This is a genomic window from Spirosoma agri, from assembly GCF_010747415.1.
Taxonomy (GTDB): domain Bacteria; phylum Bacteroidota; class Bacteroidia; order Cytophagales; family Spirosomataceae; genus Spirosoma; species Spirosoma agri.
In genome coordinates this window covers 2,562,028-2,581,913 of record NZ_JAAGNZ010000001.1, presented here as the reverse complement: position 1 = coordinate 2,581,913, position 19,886 = coordinate 2,562,028, and the positions used below count along the sequence as shown (strand labels likewise).

18 protein-coding genes are annotated in these 19,886 nt (G+C 50.7%); 11 read left to right on the top strand and 7 right to left on the bottom strand.

Annotated features, from left to right (window positions below; all coding sequences use genetic code 11):
- Positions 1-2: 2 nt before the first annotated feature.
- Positions 3-2,516: a TonB-dependent siderophore receptor gene (locus GK091_RS10655; RefSeq protein WP_246202194.1), complete on the bottom strand. Its 2,514-nt coding sequence runs from the start codon at positions 2,514-2,516 to the stop codon at positions 3-5.
- Between the two features lie 46 nt (positions 2,517-2,562).
- Between GK091_RS10655 and GK091_RS10650 the strand changes: the two genes are divergently transcribed.
- Entirely contained in the window at positions 2,563-2,778 is a 216-nt protein-coding gene (locus GK091_RS10650) for a hypothetical protein (RefSeq protein ID WP_164037158.1), read from the top strand.
- 160 nt (positions 2,779-2,938) lie between these two features.
- Here GK091_RS10650 and GK091_RS10645 read toward each other — a convergent pair whose 3' ends face one another.
- Together GK091_RS10645 and GK091_RS10640 are read right to left on the bottom strand one after the other, a co-directional pair.
- Positions 2,939-3,340 (bottom strand): hypothetical protein, encoded by a 402-nt coding sequence (locus tag GK091_RS10645; protein WP_164037155.1) that lies wholly within the window; start codon positions 3,338-3,340, stop codon positions 2,939-2,941.
- 257 nt (positions 3,341-3,597) lie between these two features.
- Positions 3,598-4,134, bottom strand: a complete 537-nt coding sequence (locus GK091_RS10640) for an NUDIX hydrolase (protein ID WP_164037153.1) — start codon at positions 4,132-4,134, stop codon at positions 3,598-3,600.
- A 66-nt stretch (positions 4,135-4,200) separates the two neighbouring features.
- On the opposite strand from GK091_RS10640, the gene GK091_RS10635 reads away from it, so the two are divergent.
- Positions 4,201-5,103: a DUF2911 domain-containing protein gene (locus tag GK091_RS10635; RefSeq protein WP_164037151.1), complete on the top strand. Its 903-nt coding sequence runs from the start codon at positions 4,201-4,203 to the stop codon at positions 5,101-5,103.
- 61 nt (positions 5,104-5,164) lie between these two features.
- Here the strand turns inward: GK091_RS10635 and GK091_RS10630 are convergent, their stop codons facing one another.
- Positions 5,165-6,847, bottom strand: coding sequence for a sodium:solute symporter (locus GK091_RS10630; RefSeq protein WP_164037149.1), 1,683 nt, complete (start codon positions 6,845-6,847; stop codon positions 5,165-5,167).
- Between the two features lie 232 nt (positions 6,848-7,079).
- On the opposite strand from GK091_RS10630, the gene GK091_RS10625 reads away from it, so the two are divergent.
- The 3 genes from GK091_RS10625 (at position 7,080) to GK091_RS10615 (ending at position 8,744) form a co-directional block, all read left to right on the top strand.
- Positions 7,080-7,868 carry a glucose 1-dehydrogenase gene (locus GK091_RS10625; protein ID WP_164037147.1) on the top strand — a complete coding sequence of 263 codons (789 nt, stop codon included), beginning with the start codon at positions 7,080-7,082 and terminating at the stop codon, positions 7,866-7,868.
- Between the two features lie 64 nt (positions 7,869-7,932).
- Positions 7,933-8,451, top strand: coding sequence for a DinB family protein (locus GK091_RS10620; RefSeq protein ID WP_164037145.1), 519 nt, complete (start codon positions 7,933-7,935; stop codon positions 8,449-8,451).
- Positions 8,452-8,555: 104 nt separating this feature from the next.
- Positions 8,556-8,744, top strand: coding sequence for a hypothetical protein (locus GK091_RS10615; RefSeq protein WP_164037143.1), 189 nt, complete (start codon positions 8,556-8,558; stop codon positions 8,742-8,744).
- Positions 8,745-8,815: 71 nt separating this feature from the next.
- Here GK091_RS10615 and GK091_RS10610 read toward each other — a convergent pair whose 3' ends face one another.
- The 3 genes from GK091_RS10610 to tilS all read right to left on the bottom strand — a co-directional run bounded on the left by GK091_RS10610 (position 8,816) and on the right by tilS (position 13,550).
- Positions 8,816-9,544: an SDR family NAD(P)-dependent oxidoreductase gene (locus GK091_RS10610; protein WP_164037141.1), complete on the bottom strand. Its 729-nt coding sequence runs from the start codon at positions 9,542-9,544 to the stop codon at positions 8,816-8,818.
- Positions 9,545-9,706: 162 nt separating this feature from the next.
- On the bottom strand, positions 9,707-11,989 hold the full coding sequence (locus GK091_RS10605; RefSeq protein ID WP_164037139.1) for an OmpA family protein: 2,283 nt from the start codon (positions 11,987-11,989) through the stop codon (positions 9,707-9,709).
- Between the two features lie 223 nt (positions 11,990-12,212).
- Complete coding sequence (tilS, locus tag GK091_RS10600) at positions 12,213-13,550, bottom strand: tRNA lysidine(34) synthetase TilS (protein ID WP_246202193.1); 1,338 nt, start codon at positions 13,548-13,550, stop codon at positions 12,213-12,215.
- Positions 13,551-13,636: 86 nt separating this feature from the next.
- Here tilS and GK091_RS10595 point away from each other — a divergent pair, with 86 nt between their 5' ends.
- From GK091_RS10595 to porD, 6 genes are all read left to right on the top strand, one after another.
- Positions 13,637-15,427: an OstA-like protein gene (locus GK091_RS10595; protein WP_164037135.1), complete on the top strand. Its 1,791-nt coding sequence runs from the start codon at positions 13,637-13,639 to the stop codon at positions 15,425-15,427.
- 95 nt (positions 15,428-15,522) lie between these two features.
- A complete protein-coding gene (locus tag GK091_RS10590) occupies positions 15,523-16,179 on the top strand; it encodes a T9SS type A sorting domain-containing protein (RefSeq protein WP_164037132.1) in 657 nt (218 codons plus the stop codon).
- 125 nt (positions 16,180-16,304) lie between these two features.
- Complete coding sequence (locus tag GK091_RS10585) at positions 16,305-17,198, top strand: outer membrane protein assembly factor BamD (RefSeq protein ID WP_164037127.1); 894 nt, start codon at positions 16,305-16,307, stop codon at positions 17,196-17,198.
- A 91-nt stretch (positions 17,199-17,289) separates the two neighbouring features.
- Positions 17,290-17,604: a DNA-directed RNA polymerase subunit omega gene (locus tag GK091_RS10580; protein WP_164037124.1), complete on the top strand. Its 315-nt coding sequence runs from the start codon at positions 17,290-17,292 to the stop codon at positions 17,602-17,604.
- A gap of 109 nt (positions 17,605-17,713) precedes the next feature.
- Positions 17,714-18,922, top strand: coding sequence for a bifunctional phosphopantothenoylcysteine decarboxylase/phosphopantothenate--cysteine ligase CoaBC (gene coaBC, locus GK091_RS10575; protein ID WP_164037122.1), 1,209 nt, complete (start codon positions 17,714-17,716; stop codon positions 18,920-18,922).
- On the top strand, positions 18,919-19,833 hold the full coding sequence (porD, locus tag GK091_RS10570; protein ID WP_164037120.1) for a type IX secretion system protein PorD: 915 nt from the start codon (positions 18,919-18,921) through the stop codon (positions 19,831-19,833). Before coaBC ends, porD begins: the two co-directional genes overlap by 4 nt.
- Positions 19,834-19,886 lie beyond the last annotated feature (53 nt).

Here is a 19,886-nt window from a genome sequence, read left to right as displayed (position 1 = left end):
GCTTAAAATCGGTAGGTTAGGGTGAGCATCATATTGCGCGGAGCGCCCGGAAAAAGGCGCAGGTAATTCTGGGCACCGAGCCAATAGGTCCGGTTGGCCAGATTGTTGATGTTCAGCGCTACCTGCACGTTACTTTTTGCTGGCGTGTAATACAGGGCCATATCAACCAACGTGTAGGCCGGTACGTCGAAAGCCCGCGAGAACCAGGGTATTTTACTGCCGCTGTACTGGAATCCCAGCCCAATCCCCAAATCGCTCAGCGCCGAGTTTGACGGAAAATTATACCGTGTCCAGAGGTTGCCGCTGTGAACGGGGGTATTCTGCTTCTGGGCACCCACCAGTGCTGCGTCGTTATCGGTTACAATCACAGCATCGATGTAGCTGTAGGATGTATTAAGTTGCCAGTTCGGCATCAGGTAACCCGCCACATCCATCTCGAACCCCCGGCTCCGTTCGGCCCCGCGCGTGACGAGCGAGTCGGGAAAAGCGGGCAGGTTGGCATTGAGCAGCAGGTTGCGCTGGTTGATCTCGTATACAGCCGCGTTCAGGCTCATACGCCCCCCGAAGAGCTGAGCTTTGGCCCCTATCTCTTTCAGATCGCTGCGCAATGGTTCGAACAGGTTCGCCGATTTAGCCGTGTTGTAAAAACCGCCCGTGTTCGGCAGCAGCGTCACCGTGTTCGACTGTCCCTGAAACCCTTCCAGATATGTACCGTAAACGTTCAGGTTAGGCCCAAGCGAATAGGTCAGGCCCACGCGGGGTAGCAGGGCTGTCTTGGTAAACGATGATTCACCGGGCGACTGGTAATTGGTAATATCCTGAAATGACTCGTAACGAAGCCCCAGCAGCAACCGTAGCTTATTCCAGCGAAGTTGTTCCTGGGCATAGATCGCGTGCGTGGTGGTGAGCGCAGCCGGGAGCGGTGTCCGCGCGTTCAGCACGTAGTCGTTCACATTCCGAATGGTATAACTGGGGTTGGCCAGGTCGAAGTAGTTCACGTTTGGACGCGGCAGTACGACGCCCCCTGCCGTACTGGTCTGGTAACTGGCCGCGTTTGCCAGCACGAACGAGTTTGCCACTGAACCGTCTTTGAGCAGAAAACCCCGGGCGGAATTCTGTCCACCTCCTTTTCGCTTTTGCCAGTCTGAGAGGTCGTATCCTACCAGCAAATCGTGCGTAGCTGCGCCCGTGTTAACATTAACAGTCAGATACGCATTCAGATTGTCGATGTTCCAGAACTGCTTTCGCTGAACAAACTGCATGGCGGCCAGCGAGGTAACGGGTTTGCCCGTCAGATCAACGGCGAAGGCATTGGTGGTGCGATGCTCCTGTAGATCTTCCGTCCAAGTCTGTTTCATGTACGATACATTGACGCTGATCCGGTCGGTGAATTTATGGGCCAGACTTCCCGTGATAAGTAGCTCTTTGGCCGTAAAGAAATCGTTGCTGGCCCCCAGGTTCAGGCTTATAGGCGTACTGTTCAGATCCGTCACACCCGCGACAGCGCCAAAAATGGGTTGCCCCCGGTCGAGATTACCACTTGACTGGCTCAGGATAAGCTCCGCGTTGAGGGCCGTTTTCTGGCTTGGGATGTACGAAAAGGACGGCGAAACCAGCAACGCATTGTTACGAACCAGATCGCGGTAACTACGGGCTTCCTGGTAAGCACCATTGACGCGGTACAACAGCGTTTTGCCAGTGTTGAGTGGTCCCGTAAAATCGAGTGTACCCCGTATCGTGCTGAAACTGCCCGCGCTCAGGCTCACCTCCTTGCGATCTACGGCCAGCGGTTTTTTAGTCACCAGATTGATGCTGCCACCGGGATCGACCGACGAAAACGACGCGCTGGCCGGGCCTTTGAGCACTTCGACCCGTTCGATGTTGGTGGTCAGCGGTTGTAAGAAATAATATTGCCGGGTCCGCATCCCATTGATAATCTGACCTTCTTCGTTCTGACTGATGCCCCGAATGGCATACTGATTATAAAAGCTCGATGGGGTTACCCCACTCACAATTTTGACCGCATCGGCTAGCTGAAACGCCTGTCGATCAGCCATCAGTTCTTTGGTTACGGTGCCAATCGACTGCGGAATGTCTTTGTTCAGAGCCGCAATTTTGGTTGCCGAAAACGAGTATTCGCTGTTGTAGTCTCTGGCCACGCGCCCCACTACCTCCACCGTCTGCAATTCGGCTGTTTCGGGCACGAGTTCGACCGTAAAAAACCGGTCGCGGACTGGCACCGTCGTTGTCTTAAACCCGACAAACGAGACCTGTAACGTACCCGTTGTGGGCGCGTTGAGGGCAAACTTTCCGGCAGTATCGGTCGTAGTTCCTTTGTCGGTATCGAGTAACTTCACGGTTGCTCCTACCACCGGAGCACCGTTCTGTGCATCGATAACAGCGCCGGTTATGGACTGGGCCTGTAGATAAAACGAACTGAGAATAAATAGAGTCGTAAAAAAATGCTTCATGGAGTTCTGTTCGACGGCAATGGCCGTTAGTGTTCGACAAAGCATGCAATATGCAACAATGTTGCAAAAATAAAAAATAGAGGAGCGTTATATGTCCGTGGCCTATGTGTTCCACGAAGGTTGGGGAAGCGTCTGTACACCCGGCAAGGGACACAGCTACAGAACCCTTCATAATCAGGTTTGCGAGCGAGGTGGCATCAAGACCACCCTTCGCATGGAGGTTCGGAAGCGGTTGCTTTTGATGGTCTACGCCTTGTGGTGTTACGAAGCCAGACATGACCCTTTCTTACCTGACGAATTGGGCTAGTCAGGACAAAAAAATAGTCCCGACCGGCGGGACTGAACAGGCTTGGCATGTGGTACTGCCTGCAAGCCAAAAACACGAAAAATCTGTCAAAATTTACCCTTCACAACAGCATCAAACAACTATGGCCTGGACCGCACGTAGTCAGTCCAGGCCATGTTCCTTACTCATTTCCGTTGACAGAGGTGCTGTCCGACTTCCGTTTCCGTTGTTTGACAATACCTTCATTGCTTGTATTTACGGATGTGCCTACGCGCTGTATCTTGTAATTCCGATCGGCCAGATTTGTCGATGGCGTGTGATCTGCAGTGATTCCACCAGCGGGTTCTGCATTAGGAACCGCCTTCTTGTAATCGGCCAGACGCGCATCACCCGGCGAAGGCTGCTGAACGGATACCCCTTCCTTATCTTCCCAGCGACGAGCTACGGCTGCTTTGTTCGGGTGCTTGTAATTATGCGTAGAATAAGTCGGGTCGTTCCGTAGTTTCCGGTCATCCTGTGCGTATGTTGACGTGGAAAAAGCCAGTAAGCTCAGCCCAGTTAGTAGTGCGATTGCATTTTTCATGACTTTTCTATGGTTTTGTTGTACAGCAAAACTATTGCATTTACTGTACTATCAAAACAAAGAAATCATCTACTATATTTATAGTTTTTCTACTTTTTGAGGTCAATACCTGTAATTTTGCCATTTACTGCTCACTAATTCTGAAATTTTTACGATTTATAAGCTAATATTCTCTTTTTAATGCATTTTTAATGCGCTAGTTTTTCTCATTTTTTTTATGGCTGTAGTGAGTTGACTCCTACCGCAGCCGTATATACTTAATCATCACTTTTTCTGACCATTCGTAGGATCGATTCTGAATCAGTTAGTCGGCTTATTTCATCCATCGAGAGCCAGCGGACGGCATTGACCTCGTCGGTCAGTATAAATGGTTCGTGGGGATCGGCTTCGAGTAAAAACCGGATATCGTAATGAAGATGTTCGGGTACATCACCCCGCGCCGGAATGAGATGAACATCGACATCGAAGATTTCCGGATGAATAAATTGTAATGATTTAAGCCCCGTCTCCTCTTCGGCTTCGCGAAAAGCAACACCGGCAATGACAGGATCACCATCGGCATGACCACCCGGCTGAAACCAGCGATCGAGCTTTCTGTGATGGATCAATACGGCATTCTGACGATCTGGGCTAACGATCCAGGCCGAACCCGTGACGTGCCCGATGAGTAGCGAACGCTCAAAACAAGCTGGATTTGCCTCAATAAAGGCAATTGTAGCCTTGGTCATCACCTGTTCTGAATGATCCGTCGGTTTGTGCTGGCGTAGTAACGTAAGTAAGTGGTATCGGTGCATTAGCTGGTTTTTCTGCGTAAAAAGCTGCAATTTGAACCCGATTTTTGAAATACTCGATAGACTATCATGCGCAAACTTACCCTTTCAGCCGCTACCCTTTGCCTGGCGGCTCAATTATCCACCGCCCAGATTAAATTACCCTCTCCAAGTCCCGGTGCAACGGTCATGCAGACAATTGGCACCACCGACATTACCATCAACTATTCGCGCCCGAGTTTGAAAGGTCGCACACCCTTCACGGATGCGTTCGTGCCAATGGGCAAAGTCTGGCGGACAGGCGCCAACGGGGCAACCGCGTTTACAACATCGACTGATCTGATGGTCAACGGGAAGACGTTACCAGCCGGCAGTTACGCGCTTCTGTCGATGCCCGACAGGAATGACTGGACTTTAATTTTCAGCAAGAACAAAGCCGTTACGGAGCAGACCTACAAACAGGACGAGGACGTCCTTCGCGTTCCGCTCAAGCAAGCGATGGCTGGCGAGAAAATCGAAACGTTCACCATCGGATTCAGCGACCTGACCGACAGCACGGCTAAACTGAACATTATGTGGGCCGATGTAAAGGTAAGTGCTGATCTGCGCGTCGATGTGAATGCCAACTCAGCCGCGAATGTTGACAAAGCCGTAGCTGAGAAGCCCGACGATGCAGCCGTATTGCAGGCTGCCGCCAGTTACAACCTCTCGAAAGGTCGTAATCTGGATCAGGCGCTAACCTGGATCGACAAATCGGTGTCTATGAAAGAATCGTACCGCAATCTGTTTATAAAGTCGCAGATTCTGGGCAAAATGGGCAAGTACGCCGATGCGCTGCCAATCGCGCAGAAAGCGTTATCGATGGGTCAAACCTCGAACGATGCGGCCTTCCCGTTTTTCAAAGATGGCATCGAAAAAAGCATCGCGGAATATACAGCAAAAGTACCGGCCGCACCCGCGATGAAAGGCGCGAAAGGCAAGAAGAAAGCGTAAACCGCAGTCCATTTGATCGCGCAAAAAGCCCCGTTCGGACATCCGGATAGGGCTTTCTGCATTATGAACGGAGCATACGCTGCAAGATCCACGCAAAGCCAACGACCAGTAAACACCCGATCACGTTGAGCCAAAGAAAGGCCGTCAGGTTTAGATACCAGCTAAGCACAACGAAAACCTCGGCGACAATGGCGGCCCAGAATGTGGCACGGCCACCAATGGATTTGATGTAGAATGCGACAACAAACACGCCCAGAATGACGCCGTAAAATAAGGAGCCCAGAATATTGACCGCTTCGATCATACTGCCGAGCCGATTGGCAAATTGCGCGACAATTATGCAGAAGATACCCCAGCCAATGGTCGCCCACCGTGAAACGTGCAGATAATGCGCATCGTCTTCTTCACGCTTGATCAGCCGTTTATAGACATCAACGACCGTTGTTGACGCCAGTGAGCTGTAGGCCGCAGCAATCGACCCCATCGACGCACTGAAAATAACCGCGATGAGTAAACCGATCAGACCATGCGGCAGAAAATCCAGCACGAATCGAAGAAATACGTAGTTGCCATCGTTGGTGTCAGCCGCCGGATTATTTTTCTCAATGAGCTTAATGACATCGGCCTTGACCATTTTCAGGGCCTCGTCCGTCTTATGCAGGCTTGCAACGGCAGCCTCCTGCGCGGTTTCGTTCTTAGCCTGAACGGCTGCCTGCATATCGGCCACCACCCGTTGCCGCTGCGACGTAAGGGTATTGTGCTTTCGTTCGGCGAGCTGGTAATCACGCGCGTAGGGACTTTCCTTGAGCTTATCCGTTTCCTGCTTGTTGAAAAAAGTCGGCGACGGATTGTATTGATAAAACACGAATACCAGCACGCCCACCAGAAGAATCAGGAATTGCATCGGCACTTTCAGCAGCCCATTCATCAGCAGACCCAGCCGACTCTGACTAATCGATCCGCCGGTCAGGTAGCGCCCCACCTGCGACTGGTCGGTGCCGAAATAAGACAGTTGCAGAAAGAATCCCCCGATCAGGCCCGACCACAGGTTATAGCGGCTATTCGGATCAAACTTCAGGTCGATCAGGTTCATGCGTCCGGCTTTACCCGCCACGTGCAGCGCATCGACGAAGCCCACGTCTTCGGGAAGGAGCTTAACGGTTAGGTAACCAGCCAGTACCATCGCAAACGTAACAATTGCCATTTGCTGAATGTGCGTATGCGAAATCGCTTCCGTTCCCCCCGTGACGGTATAGATCAGGACAATACCGCCCATGATCAGGTTTGTCCAGTAGATATTCCAGCCCAGAATAGTCGAGAGAATAATAGCGGGTGCGTAGATCGACAGACCCGTTGACAGGCCGCGTTGCAGCAAAAACAAGCCTGCTGTCAGCGTACGAACCCGCGCATCGAAGCGATTTTCCAGAAACTCATACGCCGTAAACACTTTGAGCTTGTGAAAAATGGGCACGAACGTCACCGACAAAACGACCATTGCCAATGGAAGGCCGAAATAAAATTGAACGAACCGCATACCATCCCCAAACCCCTGACCCGGTGCAGACAAAAACGTAATGGCACTGGCTTGCGTAGCCATCACCGACAGCCCGACGTGATACCAGGGTAGCGATTGCCCAGCCAGCAGATAATCGTCCATATTCTGACTTTTCCGACTACGAACGACTCCATATACGATAACGCCCAGCAAGGTCAGGATCAATACACCCCAATCGAGAGTACTCATGAAAGCCAGGTCATTAACACGTAAAACAACACGATTTCAATGACCAAGCTACCAATAACGATAGCGTAAAGCTGACGCCAGGATCGGACAAAAGGGGGAAGATCGGACGGTTTTTCAGACATAAAAGGTGGGTTGACGAATGATAACGGCGAAATTAGTGTAATTCTGACTACTGCTTTTGAAATACCTGACGAATGGCCTAGTTTGCACCCTCATCTGACAACAAACCCGCATGGAAACACCATCCGTTTTAGGTAGTGAGAAAGCGCTGTTCGACCTGTCTGGCAAGGTCGCCATTATAACGGGGGCCAGCAAAGGTATCGGTGAAGATATTGCCCGTTTATACGCTCGATTTGGGGCCACCGTCATTGTGAGCAGCCGCAAACAGGCCACGCTGGACGAACTCGCCAACGACATAAGGGCACAGGGCGGTGAAGCTACTGGCATAGCGGCTCACGTTGGTGATATGGACCAGCTGAAGCAATTGGTTGACAAGACGATCGAGACGTACGGCGGCATCGATATTCTGGTCAACAATGCAGCGTCCAATCCAGTCTTTGGCCCGGCGCTGGACTGCGACGGTTTCGCGTTCGACAAGATTATGCAGGCCAATGTAAAAGCGCCCTTCGAGTTAAGCAGGCTCTGTTATCCAAGTATGAAAGCACGCGGGGGCGGCAGTATCGTCATGGTAAGCAGTATTGCGGGTCATACGCCCGACCCCGGCCTGGGGATTTATAGCGTCAGCAAGGCATCGCTGAACATGCTGACCAAAGTGCTGGCTAAAGAATGGGGACCCGATGGCATTCGCGTGAACGCGATCTGTCCAGGGTTGATCAAAACGAAATTCAGTCAGGCGCTCTGGCAGAATGAGCAAATACTGGATCATTTCACAAAGCGACTTCCCATTGCCCGTATGGGCACAACCGACGAAATCAGTCCACTGGCCCTTTTTCTGGCGTCGAACGCATCATCTTACAGCACCGGTAGTCTGTTTTACGCTGACGGCGGAACCGTTATTTAACGGATTTTGTCTGTATCTCTTCTGAACGATAACCAACCGATCACAGCCAAAATCTTATTCACGAATGACACCCCCAATCGAATCGCGTGAGGTCTGGTTACGAGGCCCCTTATCCGATATGCCTCCCCTCCTCCAACCCGTTGCTCATGCTTTGTTGCAAGCTCGTGAAGAAGTGAATGAACTGCTGCGCGACTTTCCAGATGAGCTTCTTTGGGAACGGCCGGCCAACGTTGCTTCGGTAAGTTTCCATTTGCAACACCTCACGGGCGTACTGGATCGTCTGTTCACCTACGCGCGCGAAGAATCGCTGTCGCCCGGACAGCTAACTTCGCTTTCGCTGGAAGGTAAACCGAATGAGCAGTTGTTGACGGTTGATAAGCTCGTCACTCGTTTTAATCAGCAGGTAGAAATGGCGCTTAGCCAATTGCGTGTTACCGATGAGCAGTCGTTGACGGACGTGAGGGGCGTCGGACGAGCGCAGATACCATCGACGGTACTTGGTCTGTTCGTTCATTCGGCGGAGCATACGATGCGCCACGTTGGCCAGCTATCAGTAACGGTCCGGATTTTGTTCACTCAATAATCTTTTACGTTGTTCTTATTGACTTTTACCAATAGTTAGCAACCTTTCGCACGAATGGCCCGCCCGTTGTGTGGCCTGTCTCACCACTTTACCGTATCAATCCCATGAAAAAGTCAGTTTTAGTAGTTGCCTGCGTAGTGGCTGCACTCTGCGGAAACGTCGCTCTTGCCAACACGCCTTCACAAGATAAGCCGGTCAGCAAAACCGTAACAACCGTAAAAAAAACAATGCCTGTTAAGGCAACGACGACGACAAAAACCGTTCATAAAAAGCATGTCAAGAAGTCGGATTAACGTCTGCTTCCTATCCAAACAGAAAAGGACTGCTTGCGCGGTCCTTTTCTGTATCTCTGGGTATATTCTTTCTACAATATGTTCAACCGGCCACCATCAGCTACGAGTGTCGTTCCATTGATGAACCTGGCTTCGTCGGAGGCTAAATAACAGATAGCAGAAGCAACATCGGCGGGTTTACCGATAACGCCCTCAACTTTTTCCTTACCGCTCTTTACGTTAGGGTTATCCCAAAGCATTGGAGTATCGACAGCCCCCGGCGCCACACAATTAATACGAACTTTTGCAATGTCGTATTCCAGCGATACACCCCTTGTGAACGCTTCCATCCCCCCCTTGCTGGTTGCGTAGGGTATGACATTGGCCGTTGTCTGATGCGCATGGACCGAGCTGACGTTGACGATGGCACCGCCATTCATGTGGGGGATACAGAATTTGCAGAATATAAAAACAGAGCGTAGGTTAACTGCCTGCACTTCATCCCAATCGTCTATTGACAGGTCAACAATGGGTGTGAACGTCATCATAGCCGCATCGTTGACCAATACATCAATTTTGCCCCAGGCTGCCAACGCCTGCTCAACGGCGGCTTCAATAGCCTTGGCATCGGACAGATTTACTTCGGCAAATTGCGCATCACCACCTTTGCTTTTGATAAAATCGACAACTTCCTGACCGCGCTCTTCGTCGCGTCCAACAACCAGGACCTTGCCCCCTTCTTCACCCATTCGTTCGGCCGTTGCCCGGCCAATGCCTGACGTCGCGCCAGTAACGATACATACTTTATCCGTAAATCTCATACATTCAGGTTGTTTGAAAAATAACCGTCTGTCGCTCGTAACTGTTTGTCGATTTGGCACGGAATATACGCAGCCAACAAAAAAGCGCAGACCGACTGGCCCGCGCTAAAATGGCTTATTCGTTACCTACGAACGAGTGTGGGCTACGTTTTCTAGGTCGTTTTACTGCACGGCCAGAATCTTAAACTCCGTTCGACGATTTTGCTGGTGCTCTTCTTCATTACAATTTACGCCATCGACGCACCCATTAAGCACTTCAGCCTCACCATACCCACGCGCTACCAGACGTTTGGCATCGATACCCCTTGACACCAGGTAATCCATTGCGGCACGAGCCCTGTTTTCCGACAGTCGGATGTTGTACAGATCAGGAGCCCGTGAATCGGTGTGCGAGCGAATTTCGATCTGCATCTTCGGATACTCGATCAGCAGCGCCCGTACGCGATCGAGCTCTTTAGCCGCATCGGCCCGAATAAAAAACTTGTTCAAGTCGTAGTAGATGTTTTTCAACTGGAACACATCGCCTACACCATACAGCCCCAGCGAATCGGGCAAGAATTTCCCTTTTTTCTTACCCTTCGCAAATTGCGTTTTCTTAGTCGCGTACTTGTCTTTCTGCGCCGTGATCGTATACGGGGCACCCGGCTTCATGTTAAACTCGTAGCCCCCGTCAGGCCCTGTCGTTACCGTCTGTTCCGACTTGTCCTTTTCATTACGCAGGGTCACTTTCACGCCCGTGGCGGGTTGCTGATTCACCTCTGTTTTCACGACGCCCCGCACCAGCGTATTTTCGGTCCGCTCAAGGTAAATCGAAACACTCAGTACAGGTTTTGGCGATTGGGTCAGCGTCGAGAAGCGAACACTGTTTAGGGCAAATCCTTCTTTCACGGCTCTGAACTCGTATTCGGTATTGGCATCCGCACACAATTCGGCCCGACCGTCGAGATTGGTTACGCGCATTTCCTGGTTTGACCCGTTGCGCAGAATACGAACATCCGCATTTTCGATCGGCGTACCCGTTTTGGCATCGTACACGAAGACGTTCAGCTGTTTGCACATCCGATGAAAGGCATAAATATCGTCATCGCTAACGCCTTTCTTACGGTTGCTGCTGAAGTAACCCATTGTCCGGGACTTGTCCGTGATGAACCCGAAGTCGTCTTTCTCCGAATTGATCGGAGCACCCGCATTCTGAACGCCTTTGTAAGCGATTCCTTCTTTAAGCTCCGCAAAAAAAACATCCAGCCCGCCAAGACCTTCGTGCCCATCCGATGAGAAATACAGATTTCCACTCGCGTCCGCAAACGGGAACATCTCATTTCCTTCCGTGTTGATTTCCTTGCCTAAATTGACCGGCGTTCCCCACTGGCCATTGGCGTATTCGACCACATAGAGATCAGTCCCTCCATACCCGCCGGGCATATCCGACACGAAATACAGTTTAGAATCGTCGGGAGCAAAAGCGGGGTGCCCAACCGAATATTCGTTGCTATTGAAAGGAAGTTCCTTGATGTCAACCCACTTATCATCCCGGTTGACGGACGAATAAAGTTTCAGCTTTTTTACGCCCTCCGAGCTTTTCCCCGACTTGCCTTTACTCGTATTATTCCGGGTGAAAACGATGGTGTTCTGATCCTTGGTGAACGACATCGGTCCTTCGTGGTACTTGGTGTTCAGCGTCCGGCTAAAAATATCCGCTTTCGTCATCGGCTGTACGGCATCGGCTGATTCTTCGGCGGTTGGTGCTTTCGTTTCAGCACCGCCCCCTAACGTGGCTGGAACGGCCTTTTTTACCTCGGTATTCGGCACCCGTAACTGCGTCGTGTCGGGGTAGAAGTACATATCCAGAAAGGGCGTCTGGTTCCAGTTGAACACCCGCTTTACCGCTCCCGACTCATCGCGGGCCGACACGAATACAAGCCCGCCTTTGTAATACATCGGGCTAAAATCAGCCTGCCGGGAGTTGATGGGCAGGTTGTGAAGTCGGTACGACGACGAATCCTGGTAGAACCGGCTTAAGTCCATGTAGGAAACCGTGTATCGGCGTCCGCGAAGATCCTGCGATTGCTTTTCTCCATACTGGCTATACATTTTCTGCGAATCCCGGTATTTGCCGTTCTGCGCCAGTGCCTGTGCATAATACAGATAAATTTCACTGTCGAGGTCCGTGTATTCCTTCACTAAATCGCCATAAATCCGTTCGGAATTCCGGGTATCCTGTAATTTGCGATAGCTGTAGCCAAGTTTGGTGAGTGCTTCCCGCGTTTCGGCGGGTTCCTTTTTTTTATCAGCCCGCAAAAACTCTTCGTACAAACGCACTGCGGTGACGTAGCTAAGGTTGTCAAACTGTTTATTAGCCGCTCGCAGTCGTGCGCTTTGCGCCTGGACAGTAAGGCTTGCGCAAGCCATTCCTACGATGAGCAAAACCAGTACAATCCGGTTCATGGAAATTAGTGGGTTAAAATACGTTGGTTGGGCCTCTGTCAAATCTATCAAATAAAATGCCAGAGATTAGGCCCGGATTACTTAACGTGTAACTCGATACCTCCAAGTGAAGATTTCGACATTAAAAGTACAATTTTCCCGTTTTTAGTCAGCCGTACAAATCTGTTCTTAGTCCAATCAGCCAGCTTGCCAATGATTATGCCTCTGCCCTTTGTTAGACTATTTAAGTGCTTTTTGGATACAGGCGGGACGCATGAAACTCAATTTTTGCGATATGGCGGGTCTGCTGCGTTACGCGAAACGCATGAGCAATCCGGCGGCCAATAACCCAGGCAATCTGGCTTTCGCACAGCAGCACTACGGTATGCTGGCGTTCAGACCGGGTCAACTTCATATCGTTCAACAGATCGCTGATCAATTTATGACCCCTCAATCCCAGCGGACGAAAGCGGTCGCCCTGCTTCCAGGGTCGTATTATGAGCGGAAAGGTCAACCGTTCGGCATCCAGGAACGCGATTCGGGAATCAACCGGTGGTCGAAAATCAATCGGTTTATCAACGACATCAATGGTGAGCGTGAACTGACCAGCTACGTCTATGGGCATATCGGGCCAGTCTGTCAACGTAACTTCATACTTAGGAACAGCCTGAAGGGATTCCAGTAGCAAACCCGTATTGCCATCGGCAAGCCGATCGTGGGTTATTTGATGCGTTGGTGATGCAAATACCTGGCCAACGGACCGGCTCAAGGAGTCGAGCATCTGGTTCGTCTGCTCTTCACCGAAGCCAAAGGGTTTCAGCCACGCAGCCAGCCGAAACGTCACTTCAGGTAGTATCAGCAGTTTGGCAGCGGGCAAAAATACGGACTGTCCATGTTGCACCACTACTTCGGTCCAAGAGCGAGCGAGTTCAGTGTCAACGAGCGTTTCGGCGGCCCGAAGTCGCTCAACCGTTCGGGGTAGTGTTTGCCATAATCCCGGATTAAGCTCATTCAGCACGGGTACAACGTGATGGCGTAGTCGGTTTCTGGCGTACTTATCGTCTGCGTTCGAACTATCTTCCCGGTACGGAAGCGCATGCACACGAGCATACTCAGCTAGTTGGGACCGCGTGGCGAAGAGGACCGGACGGACCAGCACGGCAGAGTCCGAACGCTCCTGTTTTGGTGCGATTCCGTGCAATCCGGCCAAGCCAGTGCCCCGTGTCAAGTTCAGCAACAGCGTTTCCAGTACGTCGTTTTTGTGATGCGCGGTTGCCAGACACGCATAACCCTGTTGTCGGCATAGATCAGCAAACCAGGAGTACCGCAGATCGCGGGCCGCCATCTGAATGGAAATGCCCCGCTCTGCCGCTATGGCCGCCGTATCAAAACGGATCAGATGGAACGGAACCCCGTATTGCTCAGCCTTGTTCTGAACGAAAACGGCATCGGCATCCGATTCGGCTCCGCGCAGGCTAAAGTTGACATGAGCCATGGCAAACAACTGATTTGTTCGATAGAACAACTCGGTCATTACCATCGAATCCAGTCCGCCACTCACGGCCAGCAATACGCGGTCCATTGAACCGAATAATCGATTCTCGTTAATATATCCTAAAAATTCCTGTTCAACCATCTGCGTCCGGTACTAAGCCGTAGTTTTGCCCCATGTTTCGTCAGTTCGTTCGCTTTCTTTCTTTTGTTACGCTGTTCGGTTCACTGCTGGCGTCCGCTCCTGCACTGGCGCAGATTGGCGGGTCACCAGTGGCAGACAGGGTTGAGTTGCTTCACGCCGATAGTCTGGTTGGGATCAACACACCCGGTCAGGTCGTTCGGAAAATTTACAATAATGTTCGCTTCCGGCAAAAGGGCGTGCTCATGTATTGTGACCTTGCCATACAAAATGCGACCACCAACGTTATTGAAGCCTACGGTAATGTCCGGATGATCCAGGGCGACACCATCAGCGTTCGGGGTGATACCATGTTTTATTATGGCAACACCCGGCAGGCCAACGTTCGGGGACGCGTTATCATGCAGGACCGAAAAATGACGCTGACCACTCGGCAGCTCGACTATGACATGCTGTCCGGCATTGCCCACTATCCCGTCCCAGGCCGCATCGTCGACAAAGAAAACGTCCTGACCAGCCGCGAGGGTTATTACGACACCCGCAGCAAGCTGTTTACCTTCCGACAAAACGTTCGGTTAGTCAATCCCAAAGGTACGCTTACCGCCGATTCATTGCTCTATAATTCACTCAGTCGCATTGCTACCTTTCAGGGTCCGACCCGGATTGTCAACAAAGACGGCGTTTTGACCTCGATCGCCGGGCAGTACAACACAACGACGAGCATCTCCAATTTTCAGCGCCGGGCCACGGTCGAGACACCCAAGTACCGCATCACCGGCGATTCCCTATATTATGACAACAGTTCAGAATTGGGCATTGCCAAAGGGAACGTCATCATGGTGGCGAAAGACCGGAAAGCCATTATTCTGGGTGATCATGTTCGCTATAACGGGAAGGCCGGCATTTCGCGCGTAACTGGTCATCCGGTGGCTAAAAGTCTGGCCAATGAAACGACGAAGGATACACTTTTTTTGCGGGCCGATACCCTCTTTTCGTACGATGACAAAGCAACGAATACACGGCGTCTGCTGGCGCACAAAAACGTTTTTATTTACAAGGCCGATCTACAGAGCAAGTGTGATTCACTGATCTACAATACGGCCGACTCGACCATTTATTTTTATAAAAACCCTATCGTCTGGAGCCAGAATAAATACCAGATGGAAGCGGATTCAATGCGGGCCTTATTGAAAAACAACGTAATCAATACGATGTTTCTGCGCGGAAAATCATTCGTAATCTCCCTGGATACGCTGAAGAATTTCAACCAGGTGAAGGGCCGTACGATCACCGCGTTTTTTGCCACCAAACTGGTATCGATAAAGCCGTCGAAACCTGCTTCCGGAACCCTTTCGGCATCCCGTTTGTCGGCCACTGCAACGAACACCCCTCCCCGCAACGTATTGGTAAAAGAAACGTCACCAGCCGCAACAACCGCTACGCAGCAGGAACAAACCACACTGGATCGGGTGCTTGTGGAAGGGAACGGGCAAAGTATTTATTACGCTGTCGATGATAATAACAAAATGATTGGGCTGAACCACGTGGAGTGTAGTCGGATGAATATTGAGTTTATCGATACCAAGGTTGGGCGTATTCGTTTTTATGGTCGTCCGGATGCGCAGTTAATTCCACCGAAAGAACTTACCGATGAGGATAAGGAGCTCGACGGATTTAGCTGGCGGGAAGCCGAAAAACCAACGAAAGGGCAGGTTTTATGGACCGAAATCCCACCCGTTTCGAAGCCAGGGAATAAAAAACCATTAAAAATCAGGACTTCATCGAAACCTTTAGCTAAAAAACCCGTCTTAAAGGGTAATAAATAGTCGATTTAACAATTTTTTAGACAGTGCCCCGTTGACTTTGTCTTTTAACATAGATACGTTTGCGGTGAGTACAAGTGTACCTGAAGTAGATTTATATGAAACAAACTATACTTATTGGTTTTCTGACCGTTCTTCTGACGGCCACCACTCCGCTGAAGGCGCAGGTCGCCCCACGCGATTCCGACGCCCGAAAGGGTAGCCGGTTGGAGTTGGGGCGGACCGCCGGAAGCCGGAAGCCAACCACCCCGGCCCTGTCGAACCAGCGATTTTCGCTGGCGCATCCGGTAACAGCCGGAAGCCTTGACCGGGCGACGGCCATTCACAAAAATGCGCCCATCAACGAGTACTATCGCTCATTGCTTGTCGCGCGTCCAACAACGAAATCGGTTACCCGTCCGACCTCTGCCGACAACACGTCTGCTTCAGCTGGTGAAGTTCGTGCTAATGCCGAACAGGAACCTAAAGCTGACGACCTACTGTATAGTAACGATCGCATTACGGTTTCCAACATCTATCCCAATCCGGCCAGTGAATCGGCTCAGGTTGATTATCAGATTACGGGACCAGTTAATGAGGCCAAACTGGTTTTGTTGAACATACTGGGTTCGCCGATAGCCGAATACGATATGCAGCAGAACGATCGTAAGGTTCACGTGGCAACCCGCGAACTGGCAACTGGCTATTATTTCTATCAACTTTCTGTCGATGGCAAAAAAGTAGCCACTAAGAAGCTGCTTGTCCGTCACCAGTAGTTGGCTGAACTGGGTTGTTAAAAATTCGTAAACCGGATCAATACAGGGTCTTTTACCGTACTATAGGGGGCTGCATCGTCGTTAGGTCGGTGTAGCCCATATTTTTTTAGTATATTTGCATCCTTATGCAACAACGTCATATCAGTAAAAGTCTGCTGGGAGTCTTGGTGGTGTTTTTTCTCGGGTCATGTAGTCCGTTTGCAAAATTGCAGAAGAGCGGTACTGACGACGAAAAGTATAAAGCAGCCGTTCAGTATTACAAAAAAGAAGACTGGTATCATGCCGGTCTGTTGTTCGAAGAATTGATCCCCGTTTTGAAAGGTAGTACGGAGTCGGAGATGGCTCAGTTCTACCACTCGTATACACAATTCCATCAGCAGCAGTATTTACTCAGCGCCACGCTGTTTAAGAAGTTCTACGAGACGTTTGCCCGTAGTGAGTACGCACAGGAGGCTATGTATATGTACGCCTATTCGTTGTACAAAGACACGCCCCTTTTTAACCTCGACCAGTCGAATACGCTGACCGCTACGTCGGCACTTCAGGATTTCATCAACACCTATCCAGATAGCAAATACCGGGATGAGTGCACGAAAATCATTCTTGAACTACGTGGAAAGCTGGAACGTAAAGCGTACGAAAAAGCAAAGCTGTACTATAAAACCAGTGGCTTCAACATCGCATCCTACAAGTCATCGGTAATCTCGATCAATAACTTTCAGCGGGAATTTCCGGATTCTGAATACAATGAAGAGCTGGCTTTTCTAAAAGTAGATGCGGAATACAGCCTGGCCAACAACAGTCTGGAAACGAAGCAAAAGGAACGGTATCAGGAAGCAATTGGTTACTACCAAGCCTTTATTGACAGGTATCCAAACAGCAAGTTCGTCAAACAGGCCGAACGCATGTTCGAATCCAGCCAGAAAGAGATAGAACGTCTGGAAAAGCTGGAGCAAGAACGCGAAAAACTTAAAAATCCGAATAATCGCCCTGCTAAAGTAACGGCAGCGAATCAATAGTTCATGGGTTTCGATTGACGGCTGGCCAATGCAATGCGCTGGTGCCTCCCCCGAAAGATAAACCGAAGACCATAAACCGAAAACTGAAAAAATGGCAACGAATCAATCTATCATCACCCGCGACAACGACAAAATTGCTGTTCAGACAGGCAATCTATACGAATCGGTTTCAATCGTTTCCAAGCGCGCCCGGCAGATTGCCGCTAAAAACAAGGAAGAGCTGAGCAATAAGCTGTCCGAGTTCGTATCGGCGGTCGATAACCTCGAAGAGGTTTTTGAGAACCGGGAACAGATCGAAATCTCGAAGTTCTACGAGCGGATGCCGAAGCCGACGTCTATTGCTACCGATGAATTTCTGGAGGGCAAAGTTTACTGGCGTTATAACGACGAAGACGCTCAGCAATAAGCAGGCATTGTCGATACTTTTTCCATAACCGTGCGGTATGTTTGCCGTGCGGTTTTTTGGTTTGTACCTTAGTGGCCAATAAAACTCCGCTACTTCAAGACATTCCCTTGTGAACGGAAAACGAATTCTTCTGGGCGTATCGGGTAGTATATCCGCGTATAAATCGGCGCTGCTGGTACGCCTGCTCGTCAAAGCAGGGGCCGACGTTCAGGTTATTATGACCGAATCAGCGCAGGAGTTTATTACGCCCCTGACGCTGGCAACGCTCTCAAAGCGGCCCGTTCTGTCTGCCTTTGTCAACGATAAGAATGGTAGCTGGAACAATCATGTCGAGCTTGGTCTGTGGGCCGATTTGCTCATCATTGCTCCCGCATCGGCGCACACGCTCTCCCGTTGCGCACACGGTTTCTGCGACGATTTGCTGTCGGCAGTCTATTTATCAGCCAAATGCCCGGTCTTTTTTGCGCCAGCCATGGATCTAGACATGTACCGTCATGCCACTACGGTCGAGAATCTGCACCGGCTCGAATCATTCGGTAATCACATTATCCGGGCAGCGCACGGCGAACTGGCCAGCGGCTTAGTGGGTGAAGGGCGTCTGGCCGAACCAGAGGATATTATGCATGTGCTGACCGACTATTTTACACAGGACGCCCAAACCCGCGTTCTGGCCGGGAAACAGGTCCTTGTCACAGCAGGTCCGACGCAGGAAGCTATTGATCCGGTGCGTTTTATCAGCAACCATTCGTCGGGCAAGATGGGTTACGCGATTGCCCGTACTTTTGCTCAGGCGGGTGCCCATGTTACGTTAGTGAGCGGTCCAACGGGTCTGCCAGTACCCCACCCTACTGTCCGTCGGGTTGACGTTCGATCCGCGCGCGATATGTTCGAGGCTTCGCAGGATGCATTTGTCAACTCAGAAATAATCATCTTGAGCGCAGCTGTCGCCGATTACACCCCCGTTCATGTAGCAGCCCAGAAGATCAAGAAAAAAGAGCCTCAATTTTCGCTCGAACTCACTAAAACTACCGACATTGCAGCCACACTCGGCAGTCAGAAACGGCCAGGGCAATGGCTGATGGGATTTGCATTAGAAACGAATAACGAACGTGAGAACGCTCTGAAAAAGCTTCATACCAAGCAGTTGGACTGGATTGTACTAAACTCCCTGCGCGATCAGGGAGCGGGCTTCGGACACGATACCAACAAAATTACCGTTATTGATAAAGACGAAGAGATCCACGAATTTGCGTTGAAAACAAAAGACGACGTAGCACGGGATCTAGTGAATCTGATTGCAAAAAAGCTCTCGGCATGAAACGACTAGTACTAGTAATAAGCCTCCTTGGCTGTTTGTGTTCAGCACAGGCGCAAGAGCTGAATTGTCAGGTCACGATCAACTCTGACCAGTTGTTCGCTCAGCAAAAAACGGACTTCTCCTACGTTAATCAACTGAAGGGTATCATCACGGAGTTCATGAACAACCGGCGCTGGAGCAATGACCAGTTCACGGTTTCTGAACGCATTAACTGTTCGATGAACATTAACCTGATCAAGTCATTGACACAGGGTGCCTTTGAGGCAACAGCCCAGATTGTGGTTACGCGCCCGGTCTATGGTACCAACTACGAAACGACGACTTTTAGCTACGTTGATCGGTCCTTTAACTTCGTCTACTTACCCACTACGCCCGTCTATTACCGGGAAAATCAATTCTCCGACGATTTGACTTCGTTACTGGCCTTCTACGCCAACGTCATTCTGGCCGTAGATTACGACACATTCAGCAAACGCGGTGGAAGTCCGTTTATTCAGCGGGCGTTTACCATCATGAATCTGGCCCAGCAGGGGTCACCCAATGGTGCCTGGCAAACGGGGGGAGACCGTCGAAACCGGTACTGGCTTGTCGAGAACCTTCAGAATCAACAGTTGCTCCCTTTCCGCGATGGGCTTTACACCTATCACCGGCTCGGACTGGATGTATTCGCGTCAAATCCCGTGCAGGTTCGTAAACAGACCCTTGCCATGCTAACGGCAATCCGGACCATTGGCTTGCAGCTTCCCAACTCGGTCCTAATCAACTCGTTCTTCGATGCCAAGTCGCAGGAATTGCTGAATATTCTCTACGAAGGAACCCCGACCGAACGCAAACAGGCATTCGAGTTACTGTCCTATCTGGACCCGGGCAAGACTGAAGCGTATCGTAAATTGGTGGCAGCGGGTCAGTGACGGTCAGCCAGCCGCTAATGGTTGGTAGTCAACTACGCGCGTACCGTTCGCTT

Excerpts from the sequence above, each read along its gene's own strand:
- GK091_RS10580 (WP_164037124.1), top strand. The coding sequence starts at position 17,290 with ATGGCAACGAATCAATCTATCATCACCCGCGACAACGACAAAATTGCT.
- GK091_RS10610 (WP_164037141.1), bottom strand. The coding sequence starts at position 9,544 with ATGAGATTTACGGATAAAGTATGTATCGTTACTGGCGCGACGTCAGGC.
- GK091_RS10655 (WP_246202194.1), bottom strand. The coding sequence starts at position 2,516 with ATGCTTTGTCGAACACTAACGGCCATTGCCGTCGAACAGAACTCCATG.
- GK091_RS10590 (WP_164037132.1), top strand. The coding sequence starts at position 15,523 with ATGAAACAAACTATACTTATTGGTTTTCTGACCGTTCTTCTGACGGCC.
- GK091_RS10605 (WP_164037139.1), bottom strand. The coding sequence starts at position 11,989 with ATGAACCGGATTGTACTGGTTTTGCTCATCGTAGGAATGGCTTGCGCA.
- GK091_RS10595 (WP_164037135.1), top strand. The coding sequence starts at position 13,637 with ATGTTTCGTCAGTTCGTTCGCTTTCTTTCTTTTGTTACGCTGTTCGGT.
- GK091_RS10645 (WP_164037155.1), bottom strand. The coding sequence starts at position 3,340 with ATGAAAAATGCAATCGCACTACTAACTGGGCTGAGCTTACTGGCTTTT.
- GK091_RS10640 (WP_164037153.1), bottom strand. The coding sequence starts at position 4,134 with ATGCACCGATACCACTTACTTACGTTACTACGCCAGCACAAACCGACG.
- GK091_RS10635 (WP_164037151.1), top strand. The coding sequence starts at position 4,201 with ATGCGCAAACTTACCCTTTCAGCCGCTACCCTTTGCCTGGCGGCTCAA.
- GK091_RS10625 (WP_164037147.1), top strand. The coding sequence starts at position 7,080 with ATGGAAACACCATCCGTTTTAGGTAGTGAGAAAGCGCTGTTCGACCTG.
- GK091_RS10620 (WP_164037145.1), top strand. The coding sequence starts at position 7,933 with ATGACACCCCCAATCGAATCGCGTGAGGTCTGGTTACGAGGCCCCTTA.
- GK091_RS10650 (WP_164037158.1), top strand. The coding sequence starts at position 2,563 with ATGTCCGTGGCCTATGTGTTCCACGAAGGTTGGGGAAGCGTCTGTACA.
- GK091_RS10585 (WP_164037127.1), top strand. The coding sequence starts at position 16,305 with ATGCAACAACGTCATATCAGTAAAAGTCTGCTGGGAGTCTTGGTGGTG.
- porD (WP_164037120.1), top strand. The coding sequence starts at position 18,919 with ATGAAACGACTAGTACTAGTAATAAGCCTCCTTGGCTGTTTGTGTTCA.
- GK091_RS10615 (WP_164037143.1), top strand. The coding sequence starts at position 8,556 with ATGAAAAAGTCAGTTTTAGTAGTTGCCTGCGTAGTGGCTGCACTCTGC.
- GK091_RS10630 (WP_164037149.1), bottom strand. The coding sequence starts at position 6,847 with ATGAGTACTCTCGATTGGGGTGTATTGATCCTGACCTTGCTGGGCGTT.
- tilS (WP_246202193.1), bottom strand. The coding sequence starts at position 13,550 with ATGGACCGCGTATTGCTGGCCGTGAGTGGCGGACTGGATTCGATGGTA.